Origin of the sequence: Streptomyces sp. CB02923, assembly GCF_001905005.1 — a bacterium.
GTDB lineage: Bacteria > Actinomycetota > Actinomycetes > Streptomycetales > Streptomycetaceae > Streptomyces.
Genome location: NZ_LWKZ01000015.1, coordinates 1 through 23670, shown reverse-complemented (window position 1 = coordinate 23670; position 23670 = coordinate 1). Strand labels below are relative to the sequence as shown.

Annotated in this window: 17 protein-coding genes; 11 read left to right on the top strand and 6 right to left on the bottom strand. The window is 73.0% G+C overall.

Features of this window, described 5'->3' with window-relative positions; genetic code table 11:
* Positions 1-30 precede the first annotated feature (30 nt).
* The 5 genes from A6A06_RS17980 (at position 31) to A6A06_RS17960 (ending at position 7383) form a co-directional block, all read left to right on the top strand.
* The gene (locus A6A06_RS17980; protein WP_199930962.1) at positions 31-972 is read left to right on the top strand and encodes a TIGR03619 family F420-dependent LLM class oxidoreductase; all 942 of its coding nucleotides are present in this window, start codon (positions 31-33) and stop codon (positions 970-972) included.
* 142 nt (positions 973-1114) lie between these two features.
* The gene (locus A6A06_RS17975; RefSeq protein WP_073762321.1) at positions 1115-2239 is read left to right on the top strand and encodes an LLM class flavin-dependent oxidoreductase; all 1125 of its coding nucleotides are present in this window, start codon (positions 1115-1117) and stop codon (positions 2237-2239) included.
* Positions 2240-2274: 35 nt separating this feature from the next.
* Positions 2275-4005 carry an N-acyl-D-amino-acid deacylase family protein gene (locus tag A6A06_RS17970; protein ID WP_073762320.1) on the top strand — a complete coding sequence of 577 codons (1731 nt, stop codon included), beginning with the start codon at positions 2275-2277 and terminating at the stop codon, positions 4003-4005.
* A 77-nt stretch (positions 4006-4082) separates the two neighbouring features.
* A complete protein-coding gene (locus tag A6A06_RS17965; RefSeq protein ID WP_073762319.1) occupies positions 4083-5558 on the top strand; it encodes an aldehyde dehydrogenase family protein in 1476 nt (491 codons plus the stop codon).
* A 247-nt stretch (positions 5559-5805) separates the two neighbouring features.
* Positions 5806-7383, top strand: a complete 1578-nt coding sequence (locus A6A06_RS17960) for an APC family permease (protein WP_073762318.1) — start codon at positions 5806-5808, stop codon at positions 7381-7383.
* Positions 7384-7445: 62 nt separating this feature from the next.
* Here the strand turns inward: A6A06_RS17960 and A6A06_RS17955 are convergent, their stop codons facing one another.
* A complete protein-coding gene (locus tag A6A06_RS17955) occupies positions 7446-8603 on the bottom strand; it encodes a serine hydrolase domain-containing protein (RefSeq protein WP_073762317.1) in 1158 nt (385 codons plus the stop codon).
* Positions 8604-8759: 156 nt separating this feature from the next.
* Between A6A06_RS17955 and A6A06_RS17950 the strand changes: the two genes are divergently transcribed.
* Positions 8760-9419, top strand: coding sequence for a TetR/AcrR family transcriptional regulator (locus A6A06_RS17950; protein ID WP_073762316.1), 660 nt, complete (start codon positions 8760-8762; stop codon positions 9417-9419).
* 71 nt (positions 9420-9490) lie between these two features.
* Here A6A06_RS17950 and A6A06_RS17945 read toward each other — a convergent pair whose 3' ends face one another.
* The 3 genes from A6A06_RS17945 to A6A06_RS17935 all read right to left on the bottom strand — a co-directional run bounded on the left by A6A06_RS17945 (position 9491) and on the right by A6A06_RS17935 (position 12704).
* Positions 9491-10519: an NAD(P)/FAD-dependent oxidoreductase gene (locus A6A06_RS17945; protein ID WP_073762315.1), complete on the bottom strand. Its 1029-nt coding sequence runs from the start codon at positions 10517-10519 to the stop codon at positions 9491-9493.
* A gap of 83 nt (positions 10520-10602) precedes the next feature.
* Complete coding sequence (locus tag A6A06_RS17940) at positions 10603-11361, bottom strand: GntR family transcriptional regulator (RefSeq protein WP_073762314.1); 759 nt, start codon at positions 11359-11361, stop codon at positions 10603-10605.
* On the bottom strand, positions 11358-12704 hold the full coding sequence (locus tag A6A06_RS17935; RefSeq protein ID WP_073762313.1) for a hypothetical protein: 1347 nt from the start codon (positions 12702-12704) through the stop codon (positions 11358-11360). The genes A6A06_RS17940 and A6A06_RS17935 overlap by 4 nt, the downstream gene beginning before the upstream one ends.
* Before the next feature lie 154 nt (positions 12705-12858).
* Here A6A06_RS17935 and A6A06_RS17930 point away from each other — a divergent pair, with 154 nt between their 5' ends.
* Complete coding sequence (locus tag A6A06_RS17930) at positions 12859-13218, top strand: DUF6415 family natural product biosynthesis protein (protein ID WP_073762312.1); 360 nt, start codon at positions 12859-12861, stop codon at positions 13216-13218.
* Between the two features lie 48 nt (positions 13219-13266).
* Here A6A06_RS17930 and A6A06_RS17925 read toward each other — a convergent pair whose 3' ends face one another.
* Entirely contained in the window at positions 13267-14811 is a 1545-nt protein-coding gene (locus A6A06_RS17925; RefSeq protein WP_199930959.1) for a CehA/McbA family metallohydrolase, read from the bottom strand.
* A gap of 203 nt (positions 14812-15014) precedes the next feature.
* Between A6A06_RS17925 and A6A06_RS17920 the strand changes: the two genes are divergently transcribed.
* The 3 genes from A6A06_RS17920 to A6A06_RS17910 all read left to right on the top strand — a co-directional run bounded on the left by A6A06_RS17920 (position 15015) and on the right by A6A06_RS17910 (position 21808).
* Positions 15015-15839: an LLM class F420-dependent oxidoreductase gene (locus A6A06_RS17920; protein ID WP_073762311.1), complete on the top strand. Its 825-nt coding sequence runs from the start codon at positions 15015-15017 to the stop codon at positions 15837-15839.
* Between the two features lie 201 nt (positions 15840-16040).
* On the top strand, positions 16041-18728 hold the full coding sequence (locus A6A06_RS17915) for a bifunctional FO biosynthesis protein CofGH (RefSeq protein ID WP_199930958.1): 2688 nt from the start codon (positions 16041-16043) through the stop codon (positions 18726-18728).
* An 83-nt stretch (positions 18729-18811) separates the two neighbouring features.
* Entirely contained in the window at positions 18812-21808 is a 2997-nt protein-coding gene (locus tag A6A06_RS17910; protein ID WP_073762309.1) for a tetratricopeptide repeat protein, read from the top strand.
* A gap of 37 nt (positions 21809-21845) precedes the next feature.
* Here A6A06_RS17910 and A6A06_RS17905 read toward each other — a convergent pair whose 3' ends face one another.
* A complete protein-coding gene (locus tag A6A06_RS17905; RefSeq protein WP_073762308.1) occupies positions 21846-22106 on the bottom strand; it encodes a hypothetical protein in 261 nt (86 codons plus the stop codon).
* A gap of 219 nt (positions 22107-22325) precedes the next feature.
* Here A6A06_RS17905 and A6A06_RS17900 point away from each other — a divergent pair, with 219 nt between their 5' ends.
* On the top strand, positions 22326-23447 hold the full coding sequence (locus tag A6A06_RS17900; protein ID WP_073762307.1) for an ADP-ribosylglycohydrolase family protein: 1122 nt from the start codon (positions 22326-22328) through the stop codon (positions 23445-23447).
* Positions 23448-23670 lie beyond the last annotated feature (223 nt).

Sequence of the window (23670 nt, the reverse complement as noted above, 5' to 3'; positions counted from 1 at the left end):
CGCGGTGACGGCGCCGGTGACGGGGTCCGGGTGCTGCCCGAAGGGCGGCTGGCCTACGGCATCCAGCTCCCGGTGCAGTCGCAGAGCACCCTCTACACGGAGCCGTGGGAGGCCGGGGCCGGTCCCGCCGACCTCGTCGAGATCGCCCGTACCGCCGACCGCCACGGCTTCGCCTACCTCGCCTGCTGCGAGCACATCGGCATTCCGCGCCGGCTGGCCGCCGCCATGAGCACGGTCTGGTACGACCCGGTCGCCACCCTCGCCTACCTGGCGGCGGCCACCACCCGCGTACGGCTGCTCAGCCACATCGCGCTGGTCGGCCTCAAGCACCCGCTGATCAGCGCGAAGCAGTACGCGACGCTGGACCATCTGTCGGGCGGGCGGTTGATCCTCGGTGTCGGCGCCGGGCATGTGCGGGAGGAGTTCGACGCGCTCGGGGTGGACTTCACGCGGCGCGGCGCCCTGCTGGACGAGGCCGTGGACGCGCTGAAGGCGGCTCTGGGGCCGGAGGAGTTCCCCTCGTATCAGGGGAAACGATTCGCCTTCGAGGGGCTGGGGCAGTGCCCGCGCCCCGTACAGGTACCGCGCCCGCCCGTCTGGGTGGGCGGCTCGTCGCCCGCCGCCTTACGGCGGGCGGCCGTCCGGGGTGACGGCTGGCTGCCGCAGGGCGACCGCCGGGACCAGCTCCCGGCGCAGCTCGCGAAGCTGCGGCGGCTGCGCGAGGAGGCCGGTATCCGTACGCCCGCCGAGGCCGGTGCCCTCACCGAACCGCTGTACGTCGGCGAGCCCGGGTGGGAGGTCGGCCGGCGCACCCTCGCCGGAGCGCCCGAGCGGCTGGCGGAGTCCCTGCGCGAGTACGGGGCGATGGGTGTGCGGCAGATCCAGGTACGGTTCCGGAGCCGGAGTCGTACGGAACTGACCGACCAGATGGCGGCGTTCGGCGCCGAGGTGGCGCCGCACCTCGACAGCTGAGACCGTCCGGCGGCCGATGCCTGACGGATCGTCAGGTATTGACGCTCCCGCGCCCCGGTGCGACAGTCGTCGCGAGCTGACGAGGCGTCAGGTCGGGGCGTCAGGACATGGCGCCGGGGCGGACGAGGGACGGTGAACCCCCTTGGAATTCGGGCTGTTCGTACAGGGATATGTGCCCGCCGCGCGGGCGAAGGTCGACCCCGAGGCAGAGCACCACGCACTGATGGAGGAGACCGAGTACGTCATCCAGGCCGACCGGTCCGGGTTCAAGTACGCGTGGGCCTCCGAGCACCACTTCCTGGAGGAGTACTCCCACCTCTCCGCCAACGACGTCTACCTGGGCTACCTCGCCCACGCCACCGAGCGCATCCACCTCGGCTCCGGCATCTTCAACCCGCTCGCCCCGGTCAACCACCCCGTCAAGGTCGCCGAGAAGGCGGCCATGCTCGACCACCTCTCCGGCGGGCGCTTCGAGTTCGGCACCGGGCGCGGTGCGGGCAGCCACGAGATCCTCGGCTTCATGCCGGGCGTGACCGACATGAACCACACCAAGGAACTGTGGGAAGAGACCATCGCCGAATTCCCGAAGATGTGGCTCCAGGACGAGTACCAGGGCTTCCAGGGCAAGCACTGGCAGCTGCCGCCGCGCAAGGTCCTGCCCAAGCCGTACGGGGCCGCGCACCCGCCGATGTGGTACGCGGCGGGCTCGCCGTCCTCGTACGCGATGGCGGGGAAGAAGGGCCTGGGCGTGCTCGGCTTCAGCGTGCAGAAGGTCGCCGACATGGAGTGGGTCGTCGAGTCGTACAAGACGGCCGTGAAGGACGCCGAGCCGGTCGGCGCGTACGTCAACGACAACGTCATGGTGACCTCCACCGCCATCTGCGCCGAGACGCACCGGAAGGCCGTCGAGATCGCGGTCGGCGGCGGACTGAACTACCTCCAGTCGCTGCTGTTCCGCTACCACGACACCTTCCCGCGCCCCGAGGGCATCCCGGAGTGGCCCGAGCTGCTGCCCGAGTACACCGAGGAGATCATCGAGCTGCTGATCGCCGAGGAGCTGATGATCTGCGGCGACCCGGACGAGGTCTTCCGCCAGTGCAAGCGCTGGGAGCAGGCTGGCGCCGACCAGCTCTCCTTCGGCCTGCCCATCGGCGTCGCACCCGAGGACACCCTCACCACCATCCGCCTGATCGGCGAGCACGTGATCCCGAAGATCGACACGGACCCGGTCCACCGGACGGCCCGCTTCCGGCAGGGCGCCGCCTGAAGAGCCCGCCCCCGAGCGAAAGGGAACCTCCCGGGATGCTCGACCACCTGATCAAGGGCGCCACCGTCGTCGACGGCACCGGCGCCCCCGCGTACGAGGCCGACCTCGCCGTCCACCAGGGCCGTATCGCCGCCGTCGGCCGGATCGCCGACCCCGCCAGGACCACCGAGGACGCCCACGGCCTCGTCCTCGCACCCGGCTTCGTCGACCCGCACACCCACTACGACGCCCAGCTCTTCTGGGACCCCTACGCCACCCCCTCCATGCACCACGGCGTCACCACCGTCGCGGGCGGCAACTGCGGTTTCACCCTCGCCCCGCTCAACCCGGACCGCCCCGCCGACGCCGACTACACCCGCCGCATGATGAGCCGCGTCGAAGGCATGTCCCTGGCGGCACTCGAACAGGGCGCGCCGTGGAACTGGTCCACCTTCGGCGCATACCTGGACGCCCTGGACGGCCGGACCGCCGTCAACGCGGGCTTCATGGTCGGCCACTGCGCGCTGCGCCGCCACGTCATGGGCCCGGACGCCATCGGCGGACAGCCCACCGGAGCCCAGCTCGACGCCATGCTGCGGCTGTTCCACGACGCGATGGACGCGGGCGCCTGGGGCCTGTCCACCACCCAGTCCTCGACCCACTCCGACGGCGACGGCGCACCCGTCGCCTCCCGGCACGCCCGCCCCGCCGAACTGCTCGCCCTGTCCCGCGCGGTCGCCGACCACGAAGGCACCCAGCTGGAGGCGATCGTCGCGGGCTGCCTCGACCAGTTCGCGGACGCGGAGATCGACCTGCTCGTCGAGATGTCGGCCGCCGCGGGCCGCCCCCTGAACTGGAACGTCCTGACCATCGACGCGGCCGTACCCGAACGCGTACCCCGGCAGCTGGAGGCCAGCGAGCGCGCCCGTAAGGCAGGCGGCCGGATCGTCGCCCTCACCATGCCGATCCTCACCCCCATGAACATGTCCCTGCGCACCTTCTGCGCCCTCAACCTCATCCCCGGCTGGGGCGACATCCTCGCCCTGCCCGTACCGGAGCGCATCGCCCGGCTGCGCGACCCGGCCGTACGGGAGGAGATGCTGCGGCGCGCGGCGAGCAAGGAGGCGGGCGTCTTCCGGCGGCTGGCGGACTTCGGGCGGTACGTCATCGGCGACACGTACTCCACCGCCAACCAGGGCCTGTCCGGCCGGGTCGTCGGCGACATCGCCGCCGAACGCGGCCAGGACCCCTTCCACACCCTGGTCGAGGTCTGCGCCGCGGACGAACTGCGCACCGTCCTGTGGCCGATGCCCACCGACAACGACCCGGCCAGCTGGGAGCTGCGGCAGCGCACCTGGCAGCACGAGGACGTCCTGCTCGGCGGCTCCGACGCGGGCGCCCACCTGGACCGGATGTGCGGCGCCCCGTACACCACGCGCTTCCTCGGCGACTGCCTGCGCGGCCGGAAACTGGTGGCGCTGGAGGAGGCCGTACGGATGCTGACCGACGACCCGGCCCGGCTCTTCGGACTGCGCGACCGCGGCCGCATCGCCGTCGGCCACCACGCCGACCTGGTCCTCTTCGACCCCGAGCGGATCGACGCCGGACCGGCCACGCTCGTGCACGACCTGCCGGGGGACAGCCCGCGGCTGGACTCGCGGGCGGCCGGGATCGTGAGCGTACGGGTCAACGGCGTCGAGACGGTACGGGACGGGGCGGTGACCGGGGCGGTGCCGGGGACGGTCCTGCGGTCGGGGCGGGACACCGAGACGGTGCGGACGCGGTGAGTGCGGGGGGCGCGTCTTCGGGTTCGTCTTCGGGGTCGCCTTCGGGTTCGTCCTCGCCCCGGCCGCCTGAGCGGCTGTTGACCGGCGGCGAGCCCGAGCGGCTGTTGATCGGCGGCGAGTGGGTGGCCCCCGACCACGGGCACTACGAGGTGATCGACCCGGCGACCGAAGAGCCCGTCGGCCTGGCGGCGGAGGCGGGCCGCGACCAGGTGTACGAGGCGGCCCGCGCGGCGCGCGAGGCGTTCGGGCCCTGGTCGCGCACGGCGCCCGCGACCCGGGCGCGGGTGCTGGAACGCGCCGCCGAGACCCTGACGCGCCACCTCGGCCCGTACGCCCGGCTCGCCCGCGCGGAGACCGGCGCGACGGCCGGGACGGCCCGCGCGATGCAGGTGGGCGTCGCCGTCGCCCGTCTGAAGCGGTACGCGCGCGGCGCGCTGGAACCGGTCGAAACCCCGCTGCCCCCGCAGGTCAACGAGGCGGGCCCGTTCGGGAAGGCGGCCGTGCTCGGCGCGCTCGCGGTGCGCCGCCCCGTCGGCGTCGTCACCTGCATCACCTCCTACAACAACCCCTGGGCCAACCCGGCGGGCAAGATCGCGCCCGCCCTGGCCATGGGCAACACCGTCGTGATCAAGCCCGCGCCGCAGGACCCGCTCTCCGTCCACCGGCTGACCGAGGCCCTCCAGGAGGCGCTGGACGAGGCCGGGGCGCCGCCGGGCGTGGTGAACCTGGTGACCGGCAGGGACCCGGCGGTCGGCGAGGCCGCGGTCGACGCGCCGGACGTGGACATGGTCAGCTTCACCGGCTCCACGGCCGTCGGACAGCGCATCGCCGAGGTGTCCGGCCGCGGCATGAAACGCCAGCTCATGGAGCTGGGCGGCAAGGGCGCCGCGCTGGTCTTCGACGACGCAGACCTGGACGCGGCCGTCGCCGGCATCGGCACCACGTACTCCTTCTACAGCGGGCAGATCTGTACGGCGCCGACGCGCGTGCTGGCCCAGCGCGGCATCCACGACCGGCTGGTGGAGCGGCTGGCCGCGTACGCCGGCCGGTTGAAGGTCGGCGACCCGGCTTCGGCGGACACGGCCGTCGGCCCGGTGATCTCCGCCGCGCACCGCGACCGCGTCGAGTCGTACATCGAACTGGGCAGGAAGGAAGGGGCCCGGCTGGTGGCAGGCGGCGACCGCCCGCCCCTCCCGCGCGGCTTCTACGTGGCCCCCACCCTCTTCGCCGACTGCGCTCCCGGCATGCGGGTGGTCCGGGAGGAGATCTTCGGCCCGGTGATCGTCGTCCTCCCCTTCGACGACGAGGAGGAGGCGGTGGCGCTCGCCGACGACAGTGACTACGGCCTGCTGGACTACGTCTGGTCCGGGGACGTGGCCCGCGCGTTCCGGGTGGCGGGGCGGCTGCGGGCGGGCGGCGTCGGCGTCAACACGGTCGGCCGGAACATGGAGGCGCCGTTCGGCGGCTTCAAGCGGAGCGGGGTGGGGCGGGACGTCGGCTCGTACGCGCTGCACGCGTACAGCGAGGTGCAGGCGCTGGTGTGGCCGGGGTGAGGCCGGGGTGAGACCGGGGCGAGGCCGGACGGGAAAATTTTGAATCGGGACGAAGCGGACAGGGCTGCGGTTCCCGCAGTCCGGAACTGTGCTGTTCCACCTTCAAGTTACCGCTCGTAACGCGACAACGGCCTTCCGAAGTTCGGCCGATGGGTGCCATCCACCCCCGAACCCAAGGTTTCCCCTCCCTTCGAGGGTGGATCTTCAGCCCCACGATGCGGAAACAGCAGCACTTAACGTCCTGTTCATGGTTCAGGCAGACCCCCGGCCCCAGGCCGGAGACACGGTGACGAGGGCCGCCGGTACGGCCGGTGACGGCGTCGGCGCGACCCGCGGCAAGGGCCTGAGCGGCAACTCCGTCGGCCTGCTCGGCAGCGCCGTCATCGGGGTCTCCACCGTCGCCCCCGTCTACTGCCTGACCTCGACGCTCGGCCCCACCGTCGGCGAGGTCGGCCTCCAGATGCCCGCCGTCTTCCTCGCGGGCTTCCTGCCGATGCTGCTGGTCGCCTTCGCCTACCGCGAGCTGAACAAGGCCGTACCCGACTGCGGTACGTCCTTCACCTGGTCGGTGAAGGCGTTCGGCCCGCGCGTCGGCTGGATGTGCGGCTGGGGCCTGGTGATCGCCACGATCATCGTCCTGTCCAACCTCGCGGGCGTCGCGACCTCGTTCTTCTACCTCCTGCTCGGCGAACTCACCGGCAGCGCCGCCATCGCCGCCCTGGACGGCAACAAGGCCGCCCACGTCCTGACGTGCCTGGCCTTCATCGCCCTGGCCACGGCCGTCAGCTACCGCGGCATGACCGCCACCAAAGGCGTCCAGTACGCGCTCGTCGGCCTCCAACTCGCCGTACTGGCCGTCTTCATAGCCATGGCCTTCGCCACAGCGGACTCCGGCGACTTCACCGGCTCCCTCCACTTCTCCCTCGCCTGGCTGAACCCGTTCTCCGTCCAGTCCTTCTCCGCCTTCACCGCGGGCCTGTCCCTCTCCATCTTCATGTTCTGGGGCTGGGACGCGTGCCTGACCGTCAACGAGGAGACCGCGGGCAGTGCCAAGACCCCCGGCCGCGCGGCCCTGCTCGCCATGGTCGTCCTGATCGGCTCGTACCTGCTGACCGCCGTCGCCGCCCAGATGTTCTCCGGCGTCGGCACCGAGGGCCCCGGCCTGGGCAACCCCGAGACCGCCGACAACGTCTTCGCCGCCCTCGCCACCCCCGTCATGGGCCCGGTCCTCGGCGTACTCCTCTTCGTCGCCGTCCTCGCCTCCGCCGCCGCCAGCCTCCAGACCACCTTCATCCCGGTGGCCCGCACGGTCCTGGCGATGAGCGCGTACGAGGCCCTGCCGCCGTCCTTCGCCCGCGTCCACCCGCGCTTTCGCTCCCCGGGCCGCGCCACCGTCGCCGCGGGCATCGCCACCGGCGTCTTCTACGCCGGGATGACCTTCCTCTCGCAGAACGTCCTCGTCGACACGATCTACGCCCTCGGCCTCATGATCTGCTTCTACTACGCGATCACGGCCTTCGCCTGCGCCTGGTACTTCCGCCGCGAACTGCGCGGCTCCGCCCGCGACATGCTCTTCAAGGGCGTCTTCCCCACCCTCGGCGGCCTGCTCCTCACCGCCGTCTTCACCAAGACCCTCACCGACATGTGGAACCCGGCCTACGGCTCCGGCAGCTCCGTCCTCGGCGTCGGCTCCGTCTTCGTCATCGGCGTCGGACTGCTGCTGCTCGGCCTCGCCCTCATGCTGGTGATGCGGCGGCGCAGCCCGGCGTTCTTCCGGGGCGAGGTGCTGACGCGGTCTACTCCGGCGATGGTGGTGGAGGAGTAGGGGCGGCGGGTCGGGCTGCGGTTGCGAGCTGCGGGCTGCGGGCTGCGGGTTCGCGCTATGGGTTACCGGTGTCCGTCGGCCGCGGCGTACAGGGCGCGGATCAGGCGGTCGTTCTCCGGGGCCGGGCCGTTGGGGAACGGGAACCGCCGACGGGTGTAGCCGTAGGCCAGGCCGTTGCGCGGGTCGGCGAACGACTGCTGGCCGCCCGCGCCGCTGTGCCCGAACGCGCCCTGGCCCAGCGCCGGATACACCTCGGACGTGGCGTGGAAGCCGAGCCCGAACGCCTTGTACTGGCGGCTGACCAGGTCGTTGCCGATGGAGTGGGGCTGCGCGAACTCGGCCGCGGTGTCCGGCTTGAGCAGCGGCGCCATCCCGTCCACCGGGCCGGTCGCGGCCGCGTACATCCGGGCCATGCCGCGCGCCGACGCCACACCGCCGAACGAGGCCGGCCCGGCGGCCCGTACCGCCCGGAAGTTCGGCAGCTGCCACAGCTCCGGGTTCTGCGGGTGATGGCGGTTGTACGCGATGCCGGGCAGGGAATTCGGGCGGGTCGCGCGCGCGGCCAGCTCGGCCAGCTGCTCGGGAGTCGGCACCAGCGGCTGCGCGCTCAGGTAACGATGTTCCTGGTCATCCGGCAGACCGAGATGGAAATCCACCCCGTACGGATCGCGAATGCGCTCGGCGAAGTGCTCCTGAATGGTCCGCCCGGTGGCGCGCCGTACCACCTCGCCGCTCAGCGCCGCGATGACCAGCGCGTGGTAGCCGAACGCGCTGCCCGGCCGCCAGTACGGGCGCTGCCCGGCGAGACGTTCGGCGACGGCCTGGTCGTCGGTCAGCTCGTCGAGCGCGAAGCCCGCGTCCGCGCCGACCAGACCGGCGCGGTGCGCGAGCAGGTCGCGCAGGGTGATGTCCCGCTTGCCCGCCACGCCGAACTCCGGCCAGTCGTGGCTGACCTGCCGGTCCAGGTCCAGGGCGCCCTCCTGGACGAGCAGCGCGACGGCCAGGTGCGCGGCGCCCTTGGTCGCGGAGTACGCGGCGAGCAGCGAATCACCGGTGACCTCCGGGCCGGTCCACAGGTCCACGACTCGTTCACCGTGCCGGTACGCCACGAGCTGCGCGGCGAAGTCGCCGCCCTCCTCGGCCGCGACCGCGGCGAACTCCTCCCGCACCGACCGGAAACCGTCGGCGACGGTGCCGTGGAGTACGTCGTCCTTCGTCATCGCTTCCTCCAACGCCGTTGTGTGACCGTCCGGCCGCGCCGGACACGGTCCGAGCCTAGGCCATTAGTAACCACTGGTCACTAATGATTCCACCAAGGCCCCGCCGAGGCCCCGCCACAAGATCCCGCCACCTGTCCGGTCCGTATAGTCGTGGCCATGCCCGAGCCCGAGTCCGAGTGCGAATCTGAGGCCGAGTCCGAATCTGAGGCCGAGTCCGCAGCGTCCCGGCCGCGCCCGCGCCCGGGGCGCCCAGCGCGGCTCAGCCGCGCGCGCATCGTGGACGCGGCCATCTCGGCCGGGAACCTCGACACCCTGACCATGCGCGAACTCGCCGCCCGCCTGGACGTCAGCCACGGCGCGCTCTACCGCTGGGTCAGCAACCGCGACCAGCTCTTCGACCTCATCAGCGAGGAGATGGTCGAGCGCATCCTGCCCGCCGAGGGGCCGCCCGGCGGAGAGGACGGTGTACGCGGCGCCGACTGGCGCCCCTGGCTCGCCCGTGTCGCCTGGGCCATGCACGACCAGTACCTCGCCGTGCCCGGCTACGCCACCCGCCTCTCCCGGCCGCACCGCCACAGCTCCGAAGCCCTCGGACGCCTTCGGCGGGACGTCGTCACCGCCTTCACGAACGCCGGAATCGAACCCGAACCGGCCGAGCAGAGCTGGTACATCTTCATCACCACCGTCGTCGGCTGGCTCGCCGTCCAGGAGAGCTCACTCGACCTCCTCAGCCGCGGCGCCCCGCGCTTCGAGCTGTTCCTCGGCGCCCTGCTGAGGGGGCTGCCGGCACGGGAACCGGGCGCGGAGCGCTGCTGAGGGCGGGCGGCGGGGAGTGCCCGGAGGCCCGGGGTGGGCCCGCGGGGCGGCTCGGCGGCCCGGCGGCGTGATCAAGCAGCCCGCGGCTCACGCGCCGCCCGCGGCTCGCACGCCGCCTCCCGCTCACGCACCGCCCGCCGGGTCTCCTCCTCGACCAGATCGAAGTTGATCTCCACCGCCGCGCGGACCCCCGCGGCGGCAGCACCGCTGACCTTGGCCATCGGGTCGGCGACATTGCCCGCGACCCACACCCCGGGAACGCCCGTCGCGCCACCGGGCTCGGCGACCACGTAACTCCCCACCACGGTTCCGTCCCCCGCGGCCATGCCCGCCACCTCCAGCCCCAAGCTGTCCACCACCTTGGCCCGCACGTCGAAACGCGGTGCGACCACCAAGGCCTCGCAGGGCAGCACGGTCCCGCCGGCCAGCTCCACCCCGGCCAGCCGGTCATCACCGGCGACCGTCAGCCCGGTCACCTCACCGTCCACCACGGCGATGCCGCGCGCGGCGAGCTGCTCGTACTGCTCGTCGGTGGGTTCGGGACCGTCGTGCAGGAAAAGCCGCACATCCGCACTCCACTGCCGCCACAGCAGCGCCTGCCGCACGGCCATCGGCCCGGTGCACAGCACACCGATCGCCTGGTCGCGCGCTTCGTACCCGTGGCAGTACGGGCAGTGCAGCACGTCCCGCCCCCACCGCCCGGCGAGCCCCGGCACGTCGGGCAGCTCGTCGACGAGCCCGGTGGTCACGAGCAGCCGCCGCGCTTCCACGGCCGCTCCACCGCCCAGCACGACCCGGAACCCACCCCCGGCCACCGCCTCGGCCGCGATCACCTCGCCCTCCACGACCTCCCCGCCGTACCCGGCCACTTCGGCCCGCCCGGCGGCCAGCAGCTCGCCGGGCGGCACACCGTCCCGCGTCAGGTAATTGTGCGAGGCCGCCGCCGGAGCGTTCCGGGGTCGCCCCGCATCAACCACCAGCACGTCCCGCCGAGCCCGCCCCAACGTCAAGGCCCCAGCCAGCCCCGCGGCCCCACCACCAACCACGACAACGTCATAACGACGCCCGCCCTCGGCGCCCTGCTTCGCACTGCCGGTCATGTGCACCACCTCCTAGGTATGGGGAGACAGTGCGCCGGGCGCCCACGTTTGGCAAGCATCATTGCCAGTACAGCAAACGCCGCCTACTCGGCTACGAACTCGTACCGCAACTCGTAGAGGTGCCCGGCCTTCGCCATGACGCTGACCTCGATGGGCCGATCACCCGCTCCGTACACGACGCGCAGCGTACGCAGCACGGGCAGATCCCCCGGCAACTGGAGCACCGCGTACTGCTCCTGCGTGGGCACTCGCGCGGAGACCCGGTCGACGCTGCGTACGGGCGGGTGGCCCAGCCCGGCGAGCAGCGTGGGCGTACCGCCCTTGATCTTGCGGAACTCGGTCATCGCCGTACCCCTGGCGATCTCCACCGGGTAGTACGACGCGACGAGCTCGACCGGCTCATCGTCGATGCACAGCAGTTGGCGGCGCAGCACCGCCGTACCATCGTCCACCAGCCCCAACGCCTCGGCCACGTCCGCAGGCGGGACCACTTCCCCCACCTCCAGCAGCCGACTGTGCGCCCGCTCGCCGGGCCCGGCGGCCTCGGTGAGCCAGCGGTACGGCCTTCCGGCTTCCGCCGGCGCCATGTACGCGGCGGGCCGCATCGTCCGCTGCCGGTGCTCACGCACGGTCACGGCGGCACCGGCCCGCCCGACGACCAACTGCTCGTCCTTGAGGAGGTGCAGCGCCTTCTGCACAGTGGCGTTGGAAGCACCGAACCGCTCCTTGAGCTGAGCCGTGGACGGCAGCTTGGCGCCTGGCGCGAGGTCACCGCTCATGATCTCGTCGCGCAGGTCGGCGGCGATGCGTTCGTGCAGGGAGCGGGGAGACACCGTACTCATACCTTCATCGCCGCGACCTCCCGCGCCCGCTCGCTCAGGGTGCGTACGGACCGTGTGCGGTGGTGCGGGCGGATGCGGCTGCGCAGGGTGGCGAAGTGGGCGTCACCGCGGGCGGAGGAGATTTCGGTGTAGTCGTCGAGGAAGCGGTGCCATGTCGTGCACGCCGCGTCGAGGTGGCCCTGTTCGAACTGGCGCTGGGCGAGAAGGGCGTGGGAGTGGACGCGGCCCTGGCGTTCCTGACGTGGTTGGGCCTTCAGTGAGCTGTGCAACGCCTTGACCGAACCGGGCAGGTCCTTGAATTCGTACAGCACGTGGGAGACGTGGAAGAGGTACGCCGAGGCGTCGTAACCGCCGATGGACTCGCGACGGGAGTCCGCCTTGGAGAGCGCGGTCTCCGCCTCCTGGAGCCTGGTGATCGCCGTGTGCCGGTCGCCGGTCATCGAAGCGGCGTGTGCCTGCTGGCCGCGGAGGAACGCCACGAGGCGCGGACCGGCGGCGGAGGCGGCGGCCGCTGCCGAGTCGGCCAGGTTCAGGGCCTTCTCGCCGTAGCCGAGGCTGGAGGCCTGGAGGGACATGCCGCGCAGGATGCGGCAGTACGTGAGGTGATCGCCGGCCTCGCCTGCCAGGTGCAGGGCTTGGACGTAGTAGCGCTGGCCGAGGCCGTGCGCCCGTTCGTACATCGCCATCCACCCGGTGAGGTACGTCAGATCCGCGGCCGCCGCGAGCAGGTCCCGGTGCGCGCGCTCCGTCGCGGGTGCCGTCAGCCACGGGCCCACCGAGTTCACCAGGAACGCCGCCGCCATCGGGCGTGCGTGCCCGCCTCCGAACTCGTCGAGGATGTCCGCCACCCGGTCGGTCACCGCCCGGACCGTCTCGACCTGCGCCGGACCGACGCGGCCGGTCCTGCCCGGCCGCTCCGCGGCGTCGGCCCGCCCGGCGAGGTCCGGGAAGAGCGGTACGGCCAGGGCGGCGGAGTACAGGCCCGCTTGGAGTACGCCCCTGCGGGACGGGTCCAGGTCGTGGCGGCTCATGTCGAGGAGTTCTTCGACGGCTGAGCTCATGGTCGGCCGGGTCCGGCCCGGCGGGCGGGGGAAACCGGCTTCGGCGTGGGTGACGGGGCGTCCGAGGCGCCTGGCCAGTGCCTCCAGGACGACGGGCCGGACCCGCTCCCTCGGCACGGTGCCGGAGAGCCAGTGGGCAACGGCCGACTGCTCGTAGCGGAGGGTGAGCCCCGCTTCCGTCCCCGCGTGGTTGACCGCGTTGGCGAACTGCTGCTCGGTCCACGCGGCCTGCCGGAGCAGGCGGGCCAGGTCCGTGTTCGGTGTGCGCCGACTGTTCGCCATGGTCAACTCCCTTCGGCTTTCATGGCTTTCATCTCTACGCCCGCCTCCCACGGTACTCGCGCGGACGCCACAGAGAGTTACCTCTGTGGAACGGACGGGCCACCACGACCGAGGCGGCACGGCACTCGGGTAACGAGAGAGCAGGGGTGAGGGCATGGATGCGCAGGGGTACGGAAGTCCGGCGCCGTCGGGTGTCGACTTCGAGGCGGCGCGGCGCACCGTGAGCGCGATCAAGGCTCGGATCAAGGTCTGCCCGGCGAGGGAGGATACGGAGCACCTGATGGCCGAGGCGCGCGCGATCCTGGCCGGGCTGATTCCGCTGGTTGACGCGTACGTACGGCGGCTGCCGTCCACGTCGCTGGAGCGCGACCGGGGCCGTGACACGATCGCGCGGGCCCGGACGGCGCTGACCTGGACGCATACGGGGAGCAGCATCACGTACCTCGGCTACGTGGCCCACGTGGCCGATCACCTGTTGGGCTACTTCCCGGACCGGATTCCGGAAGAGGGGTGAGCGTCCGGCCCGTGGGGCCCCGGCCGCTTCCTGGCCCCCGCACCCCTCTCACCCCCTCCCCAGGAACACCGGATTCGTCATGGCCGCCATCGCCCCCGGCACCCCCGGTGTCGTCGCCGGGTGGCGGATTTCGGCGCGTACGTAGGTGGCGTTGGCGGGGGTGGTGTGCCAGGTGGCTGTGGCTGTTCCGGTGGTGAGGGGGGCGGTGAAGAGTTGGCCCTGGTCGGTGAGGAAGCGGGCTGTGGAGTTGGGGGGTGCGCCGGTGACGTGGAGTCGGACGGTGACGGGGGCTGAGGGGGATACGGGGAGGCGGTCGCCGATGGTGGCGTGCTCGCCCTTGGGGCCGGTGGTGGTGAAGGTGAGGTCGAGGGAGGAGGATTCGGCGATCCAGGCTCGGCCCGCCCGGATGCCGTCGAGGATCGCGTCGCGGGAGAGGTCGTCGGCGAGGACGACGGTCTGGGGGAGGCCGATCACGTCCGGGTCGCGGTGGGCGTCGCTGTGGCCGACGGCGGGGAGCCAGGGGCCCCGGCCGTGCGTGTGCGCCACGAGGGCGTTGTCCCATTCGGCGATGGCCACCTCGTCGTCGAGGGTGAAGGGGCCGTTCCAGACCTCGACCGCGTCCACCTCCTCGTAGCCGAACTTCCAGTTGCAGCCGATGCAGGTGGCGTGCGGGTGGGCCGGGACGACCAGGCCGCCCGCACGGCGGATGCGGCGGGCGAAGCGGCCGAAGACATCGTCGCGGGCCCGGTAGCGCCAGTCGATGAAGACGCCGGGGTCGGTGCCCATCGCCACGACGTGGCCGTTGCGGGTGGTGACTTCCTCGCCGGTGAGGATCAGCAGGTCGTCGCCCCACAGGCCCTCCCAGGCCGGGTGCGAGGCGGTGGTGTTGTGCTCGGTGGTGGTGATGAAGTCCAGGCCGGCGGCGCGGGCGAGGGCGGCGATCTGGGCAGGGGTGCGCTTGCCGTCGGAGTAGACGGAGTGGAGGTGATTGTCGCCCCGATACCAGGCACGACCGCGGCCCTTGGCGCGTTGAGGTGGGTAAGCGGGCGTGCGGGGGGTGCCCGGGGGGCCGTAGCGGAGGGTGATGGTGATGTCGTAGGTGAGGCCCTGCGGGGCGACGGTGTAGGGGCCGAGAACGAGGTGCCAGGTGCCGGGGTTGAGGGGGCCCGGGAGGTAACCGGGGGTGGCGTCGTCGGCGCGGAGGAAGAATTCCGTGCGGGCACCGCCCGACCAGCCGCGGAAGCCGCGGCCTCCGAGGTCCGTGCCGCGTTCGTCGAAGATGCCGATGTCGCAGGCGTTGCCCGCGGTGCCGGGCGGGGTGGCGGGGCGGTCGTACGTGTAGGAGACGGCCAGTTCGCGTACGCCCTGGGGGACGTCGACGGGCACGTAGACGTAGTCGGGCGCGCCGACGGGCAGCCGTCCGGTGACCTTGCGTGTGGTCTCACCGGTCCGGCCGCCGCCCTGGGCCGGTCCTTCGCCGTCCTCGTCGGCCGCCGCGAAGCTCACACCGTTCAACGTAAGCGCCGCGGCGGCTCCCGTCACCAGGAGCGCACGGCGTCCGGGCGGACCGCTGGTCGTGTCGTCGTCGCACATGGGGCACCGCTTCCGGGGTCGGCGTGGAGGTACCGGCGTGGTGGAACCCTCGTATTGAGGCGTGAACGGGCGGACAAGGGAAGGGGACGGGGCGGAAACGCTCTCGTGTGGCGTGTTCCGGAGCCGCCGCCCCGGCGCCTCGTGGACGCTGCCCGTTCCCGGCGGTAGGAAGGGAGCACTGCCGACGCGGAGGTACGCCCAGTATGCGGATCTCGACCACCATCTTCCTGACCGACGAGTCCATCCGGCCCGACCGGCTGGCCCGGGAACTGGAGCAGCGCGGGTTCGCCGGGCTCTACCTCCCCGAGCACACGCACATCCCGGCCAGCCGTGACACGCCCGCCCCCATGGGCGAACCGCTGCCCCGCGAGTACGGGCGCACCCTCGACCCGTTCGTGGCGCTCGGTCAGGCCGCGGCCGTGACCGAGCGGCTGACGGTCGCCACCGGCATCACCCTGGTCGCCCAGCACGACCCGATCGCCCTCGCCAAGCAGGTCGCGACGCTGGACCACCTGTCCGGCGGGCGGTTCACGCTGGGTGTGGGATTCGGCTGGAACGTGGAGGAGGCGGCGGACCACGGCATCGAGTGGTCGACGCGGCGCGCACTGGTACGGGAGCGGATGCTGGTGATGCGCGCCCTGTGGGCGGACGAGCCGACCGCCTACGAGGGCCGTTTCGCTTCCGTACGGGCCAGCCTGGCGCACCCGAAGCCGGCCAAGGGCGCGCCGCGCACGCTGCTCGGCGGCGCGGCCGGACCGCGGCTCTTCGCGAGCGCCGCGGAGTACGCGGACGGCTGGCTGCCGATCGGCGGGGCGGGGCTGGAGGAGGCGCTGCCCGCCCTGCGGCAGGCGTGGACGGAGGCGGGCCGGGACGGCGACCCGGTGGTGGTGCCGTTCTCGGTGCAGCCGTCGGCCGGGAAGCTGGCGCGGCTGCGGGACTTGGGGCTGGAGGAGGTCGTCGTGGCGCTGCCGTCGGCGGAGGAGGCGGAGGTGCTGCGGGTGCTGGACGAGTACGCGCAGTATCTGTGAGGGGTGGTGCGGGTGCCGGTATCCGTGAGGAGCGGCGGCCCGGTTCCCGTTCGGCCGCGCTTCTCCCGTACGGCCGTACTCCTCCCGCCCAGGCTGCCCGCCCGCACCCCGGAGGGAACCTCCGTCTGAAGTGATCAGTGGCACACCGCCCCGGGCCGTCCGGTCTGCGGCACTGTCGGTGGTCGCTCGTATGCTCGTTGGATGACTAGCAGCGCGCAGGTACCCGGGCAGGGGACGGACCGGGTGGCGGTCCCCACCGGCACGCCCCCCACCGGCACGCCCCCCACCGGCACGCCCCCCACCGGCACGCCCTCCTCCGCCACCGCCCCCACCGCCAACGCCATGCGCCGCGCCCTCAAGCGCGCCCGCGACGGCGTCGCGCTCGACGTCGGCGAGGCCGCGGTGCTGCTCCAGGCGCGCGGCGACGACCTGCGGGATCTGTGCGCGTCCGCGGCCCGGGTGCGCGACGCCGGCCTGGCGGCCGCCGGGCGGCCCGGTGTCATCACGTACTCCAAAAGCGTGTTCATCCCGCTCACGCGCCTGTGCCGCGACAAGTGCCACTACTGCACGTTCGTCACCGTCCCCGGCAAGCTGCGCCGCGCCGGCCACGGCATGTTCATGTCCCCCGACGAGGTGCTGGACATCGCCCGCCGCGGCGCCGAACTGGGCTGCAAGGAAGCGCTGATCACGCTCGGCGACAAGCCGGAGGACCGCTGGCCCGAGGCGCGTGAATGGCTGGAGGCCGAGGGGTACGACTCCACCATCGCGTACGTACGCTCCATCGCGATCCGCATCCTGGAGGAGACCGGGCTGCTGCCCCACCTGAACCCGGGCGTGCTGTCCTGGACGGACTTCCAGACGCTGAAGCCGGTCGCCCCGTCGATGGGCATGATGCTGGAGACCACCGCGGAGCGCCTGTGGAGCGAGCCCGGCGGCCCGCACCACGGCTCGCCCGACAAGGAACCGGCCGTGCGGCTGCGCGTCCTGGAGGACGCCGGGCGCTCCAGCGTCCCCTTCACGAGCGGACTGCTCATCGGCATCGGCGAGACCCACGAGGAGCGCGCCGAGTCGCTGTTCGCCCTGCGCAAGGTGCAGCGGGCCTACCACGGCATCCAGGAAGTCATCGTGCAGAACTTCCGCGCCAAGCCGGACACGGCGATGCGCGGCATGCCCGACGCGGAGCTGGAGGAGCTGGCCGCCACCGTCGCCGTCGCCCGGCACATCCTGGGCCCGTCCGGCTGCATCCAGGCGCCGCCCAACCTCGTCGACTCCGAGTACGCGCTGCTCATCGAGGCGGGCATCGACGACTGGGGCGGCGTCTCCCCGGTCACGCCCGACCACGTCAACCCCGAGCGGCCGTGGCCCCGGATCGAGGAGCTGGCCGAGAAGTCCGCCGCCGCGGGCTTCGAGCTGCGCGAGCGGCTCGCCGTCTACCCGGAGTACGTCGAGCGCGGTGAACCCTGGCTGGACCCGCGCCTGCTGCCGCACGTACGGGCCCTGGCCGACCCGGAGACCGGGCTGGCCCGCCCGGACGCGAAGGTCGAGGGCCGCCCCTGGCAGGAGCCCGACGAGGGCTTCTCGATGAGCTCCACGGGCCGTACGGACCTGCACCGCACCATCGACACGGACGGCCGGACCGCCGACCGGCGCGACGACTTCGACGAGGTGTACGGCGACTGGGACGCGCTGCGCGAGGCCGCCGCCCCCGGCATGGCGCCCGAGCGCATCGACACGGACGTCCGCGCCGCCCTGGCGCAGGCCGCCGACGACCCGACCAAGCTCACCGACGCCGAGGCGCTGGCCCTGCTGCACGCCGACGGCCCGGCACTGGACGCGCTGTGCGGCATCGCCGACGACCTGCGCCGCGCCACCGTCGGCGACGACGTCACGTACATCGTCACCCGCAACGTCAACTTCACGAACGTCTGCTACACCGGCTGCCGTTTCTGCGCCTTCGCCCAGCGCCGCACGGACGCCGACGCCTACACCCTGTCCCTCTCCCAGGTCGCCGACCGCGCCCAGCAGGCCTGGGACGTGGGCGCGGTGGAGGTCTGCATGCAGGGCGGCATCCACCCCGACCTGCCCGGCACGGCGTACTTCGACATCGCGCGCGCCGTCAAGGAACGCGTCCCCGGGATGCACGTACACGCCTTCTCGCCGATGGAGGTCGTCAACGGCGCGACGCGCACCGGCCTGTCCATCCGCGAGTGGCTGAGCGAGGCCAGGGCCGCCGGGCTGGACACCATCCCCGGCACCGCCGCCGAGATCCTCGACGACGAGGTCCGCTGGGTGCTGACCAAGGGCAAGCTGCCCACCGCCACCTGGGTCGAGGTCGTCAAGACCGCCCACGAGCTGGGCATCCGCTCGTCCTCGACGATGATGTACGGCCATGTCGACCAGCCCCGGCACTGGCTCGGCCACCTGCGGCTGCTCGCGGAGATCCAGCAGGAGACCGGCGGGTTCACGGAATTCGTGACGCTGCCGTTCATCCACACCAACGCGCCGGTCTACCTCGCCGGCATCGCCCGCCCCGGCCCGACCACCCGCGACAACCGCGCCGTGACGGCGATGGCCCGCGTCCTGCTCCACCCGCACATCACCAACATCCAGACCAGCTGGGTCAAACTGGGCGCGGAAGGCGCCGCGGAGATGCTCCGCTCCGGCGCCAACGACCTCGGCGGCACCCTGATGGAGGAGACCATCTCCCGGATGGCGGGCTCCAGTTACGGGTCGTACCGCTCCATCCAGGACCTCGTCGCCATCGCGGACGCCGCGGGCCGCCCGTCGCGCGCCCGCACGACGACGTACGGGCCGGTCGACGCGGAGCGCGAGGCGGCGGCGCTCGCCTCGGACGGGCACCTGCCGGAGCTGCTGCCGGTGGTGGAGTAGCGGGGAGGGGCCGGGCGCGGCCGTCTCCCGCTACGGTTGCGCCCGGAGGCCCGCCGGGGGAGCGCGGGGCCGGGAGGTGAGCGGTGGACCGCAGGCGGCTCTCACGCCAGGAGCTGATCCGTGCCCGGCGCGGAGACGGGTTCGTCGGCCGCGAGGACGAACTGGCCGCGTTCCGGGGCAACCTCGCCCGCGACCCGGCCGACCCCGACTTCCGCTTCCTGCACCACCTGCACGGCCAGGGAGGCGTCGGAAAGACCTCCCTGGTGCAGCGGTTCGAGCAGATGGCACGCGAGCTCGGCGCGCTGACCGTGTACGCCGACGAGTCGGTGCACGGCGTCCCCGAGGCGATGGCCGAGATCAGCGACCGGCTGGCCCGCCAGGGCAGCCCGCTGAAGCCCTTCGACAAGCTGCTGGCCACCTACCGGGAGCGGCGGCAGGAGGCGGAGGCGGCGCTGGCCGGGCCGGACGAACCGGGTGACGACGCGCCGCCCTCACCCGGCAGCATGATCATCGCGCAGGCGGGCGTGGCGGGTATCGGCCTGATCCCGGGCGTCGCACCCTTCGCCGGCGCGATGGACACCACCCGGCTCGCCCGGGGCACGGACCGGCTGCGCAGCCGCATCGGCGCACGGCTGCGCAACCACGACGACGTCCAGCTGGTCCTGTCACCGGTCGAGGTGCTGACCCCGGTCTTCGTACGGGAACTGAGCGCCGCCGCCGACGCCGCACCCGTAGTGGCGCTCTTCTTCGACACGTACGAGGCGACCGGGCCCCTGCTGGACACCTGGCTGCGCGACATCCTCTTCAGCGACCGCTACGGGCCGCTGGCGCAGAACGTCATGGTCACCCTCTCCGGCCGGGACCCACTGGACCGGCGCTGCTGGGCCGACCACCTGGAGCACGTCACGGACGTACCGCTCGACGCCTTCACGGAGGACGAGGCGCGGCGGTACCTGGCGGCCCGGGACGTGACCGACGCCGACACGGTCGCAGCCATCCTGCGGCTCTCCGGCGGCCTCCCGGTGCTCGTATCGACGCTCGCCGGGAACCGTCCCCGCGCGGCGGACGCCGTCGACGACCCCAGCGACACCGCCGTCGAACGCTTCCTGAAGTGGGAGACCGACCCGGTACGGCGGGAAGCCGCGCTGGCCGCCGCCCTGCCGCGCCACCTGGACGAGGACGTCTACCGGGACGCGGTGGACGCGGACGCCGCCGACCGGTTCGGCTGGCTGTGCACGCTGCCCTTCGTCACCGGCCGCGACGGCCGCTGGCAGTACCACGAGGTGGTCCGTACGGCGATGCTGCGCCTCCAGCGCCACCGCTCGCCACGCGCCTGGGCCGAGCGGCACGGACGCCTGGCGGAGGCGGCGCGCCGCGGCCGGGAGGAGTGCGCGGACGGCAGGGGCGCGGGCCCGTGCCGCCGGGACGAGCGGTGGCGGGAGTTCCGGCTGCGGGAGATCTACCACGGTCTGTGCGCCGACCCGCGGGCGTTCCTGCCCGCGGCGCTGACGGAGGCGACGGCCACCGCCGAGTACGTACCCGCCGCCGTACGCCTGGTCGGGGAGGCCGTCCGGCAGGCGGGCGACGACGCGGACTCCGCCGAGACCCGTACGTGGGGCACACGGCTGACCGCCGGCCTCGACGCACCGGACGGCCTGGTGAAGGCCCTGACGGCGATGCTCGCCCGGTCCGGCGTGGACGTGCCGGAGCAGGCGAGGATCCACCGGCTCCGCGGCCGTGAGCACCGCAAGGCGGAACGCTGGCAGCAGTCGTTCGCCGACTTCGACCGAAGCCTGGAGCTGGCGCCGGACGACGTGGACGCGCTGGTCGGCCGCGGACTGACGCACCGCTACGTACGGGACTTCGAGCGCGCCGCCGAGGACTACACCCGCGCGCTGGACATCGACCCCGGTGAGGTGGTGGCCTCCTTCCAGATCGGCGAGGTCACCCGGCTCATGGGCCGGTACGAACAGGCACTGACCATGTTCGACCGGACGCTGGAACTGTTCCCGCAGCACGCCCCGGCCCACGGCAGCCGCGCCGTCTGCCTGCGCCGCCTGGGCCGCTACGAGGAGGCGCTGATGGGCCTGGAACGCGCCGTCGAGATCGCACCCGGGTACGCCTGGGCGATGGCCGAGCTGGGCATGGCCTACTCGGCGATGGGGCGGCACACGCAGGCGCTGGCCGAGTTCGACAGGGCGCTGGCCGTCAACCCGCGGTACGCGTGGGCCGCCGCGGCGCGGGGGAGGATCGCCCTCCGCACGGGCCGGCTCGACGACGCGGTGGCGAACCTCACCCTCTCCGTGACCCTCGGGGCGGCGAACCCGTGGCATCTCGCCTGCCGCGCCAAGGCACATCAGCTGCGGGGCGCGGAGGCGGAAGCGCTGGCCGACTACGACCGGGCCCTTGCCGCGGACGCTGCCGACGCCGCTTCTGCTTCCGCGGGCGCCGCTGCGGCTGCTGCTGCCGCTGCCGCCGACATCGGTGCCGGTGCCGGTGCCGGTGCCGGCCGGGCCGCTGTGCCGAACGCGCCCCGGGCCGTCTTCCTGGCCGGGCGAGCGGGGTGCCTGCGCAGGTCAGGGAGGCTCGACGCGGCACGCGAAGCCGTCGCGGAAGCCACCGGACTCGCGCCGGGAGAGCTGCCGGTCCGGTACGAGGCCGCGCAGCTCGCGAGCGCCGAGCGCGGGCTGCGGGACGCGGCACCCGCCTGGCAGGCGCTGCGGGACGAGACCGGGGAGGTCCGGCCGCCGGACAGCGACGACGACTCCACGGGCCCCGCCGTCGTCGCGCTCGTCAGCCGCTGCGCCCTCGCCGACTGGACCGGCGCCCACACCGTGCTCACCGTTCTGTTCGGCGAGGGAGCGCCCTGGGATCGCGTGGCCGAGACGGAGTTCGGGCTGCGGGATCTGGCGGCGCTCCGGCCGGGTCCGGGGGCGGGCTCGGAGCCGCGCCCGGATACGGGGCCGGGCTCGTATCCGGGGCCGGGTCTGGACCCGGACGTGCCGGGCGGCGGCCCATTGGCCGACCTCCACCGCGTACTCCTGCAGAGGATGGCCGAAGCGGGCCCCGGCTCACCGTGATCCGTCCCGCCGGGCGCTCACCCGCCCCGCCGGGCGCTCACCCGTCCCCCGTCTCCGTCTCCGCCTCGTGCTGGAGGATGCACTGCTGCCACTGCGCCAGTGCCTCCGCGCGGTCGCCGCCGGTGTCCTCGGCGGCGGAGATGAGCGCATCGGCGGCCATCGCGGCGAGCCGGACGGTGATCTGGCACACGTCGCGCTGGGAGAGCGGCCGGAGGAGTTCCACGGCGCCGTCGCTGTCACCGGCCAGGGCGCAGGCCACGACGGCCATGGCGGTGCGGTCCCACTCGAACTCGGGCATGGAAGGAGCATTCCCCCGGTGCGCGGGACGTATGGCCTCGGTGTGCGGGGGGCACGACTGTGCTGATCGGGACCGTAGTGATCAAAAGCCTCCTCCGGGGTGACTGTTCGCATAGCGTTCCTTGCCCGGAGTTGACCCTTCTTGGTCGATTACAGTGCTGCGGCAGGGGGAGCGTAAGGACCCCGTAAGGGATGTGGTGGGCCACGGGGAGGGACAGAAGTGAGCGCAGCGGCAGGCGGCACGGCCATCTGGGGCCGCACCGAACAGCAGGACTTCCGCAGCCGGGTACGCGGCTGCCTGCTGGGCGGGGCGATCGGTGACGCGCTCGGCGCCGGCATCGAATTCGACTCGCTGGACACGATCCGCGACGCGCACGGCCAGGAGGGCGTGACCGATTACGTACCGGCCTTCGGGCGGCGCGGCACGGTCACCGACGACACCCAGATGACACTCTTCACCGTCGACGGCCTGATCCGGGCCCAGGTGCGGCGCGACACCGGCGCCTGGCACCCGCCCACCGACGTGCACCGCGCGTATCTGCGCTGGGCCGCGACACAGCGCGACTGGGGCCCCGACGAGCGCAAGAAGGACGACGGCTGGCTGGCGCGCGAGGAGTGGCTGTACGCGCAGCGGGCACCCGGCCGGTCCTGTCTGTCCGGGCTCGGCGACGAGGTGATGGGGACGCTGGAGCAGCCCAAGAACCCCGAATCCAAAGGCTGCGGCGCGGTGATGCGGTCGGCGCCGTTCGGGCTGCTGGTCGGCTGGGAGCCGCAGCTGGTCTTCCAGCTCGCCGTCGAGTGCGCCGCCCAGACCCACGGCCACCCCACCGGCTACCTCGCGGCCGGCGCCCTCGCGGTCATCACCCACTCGCTGGCCCGGGGCGAGGACCTGGACAGCGCCGTGCAGAAGTCCCTCGCCCACCTGGCCACCCGGCCGGGCCACGAGGAGACCAGCGAAGCGCTCAAGCAGGCGCTGGGCGCCGTACGGCAGGGCATGCCGACGGCCGCCCGCGTGGAGACGCTGGGCGAGGGCTGGACCGCCGAAGAGGCCCTGGCGATCGGCGTGTACTGCGCGCTGGTCGCCGAAGACGTACGGCACGGGCTCCTGCTGGCAGTCAACCACGGCGGCGACAGCGACTCGACCGGCGCGGTCTGCGGCAACCTCCTGGGCACGCTGCACGGCGAAACGGCACTGCCGCCCATGTGGCTGGCCGAGGTGGAGGGCCGCGCGACGATCCTCCAGATCGCCGACGACTTCGCCATGGAGATGACCCAGGGCCCGGCCCTGCACGGACCGGGGAACTCCGCACCGGGGTGGCTGGAACGGTACCCGCGGGCTTGAGGCGGGGCGGGCGGGGCGGTGGGGTGGGGTGGGGCGTTTGTCCGTACGGCGCGTCCGCACCGCGTGTCCGTACCGCGTGTCCGTACCGCGTGTCCGTACCGCGTGTCCGTACCGCGCGTCCACCGGGGCGAATCGAACGGAATCATCCCCCCGGCTGGGGGTTACCCAGGGGCGGCGCGCCGGAACCGCGCCGCCCGACCGCCCGCGCCGCCCGACCGCCCGC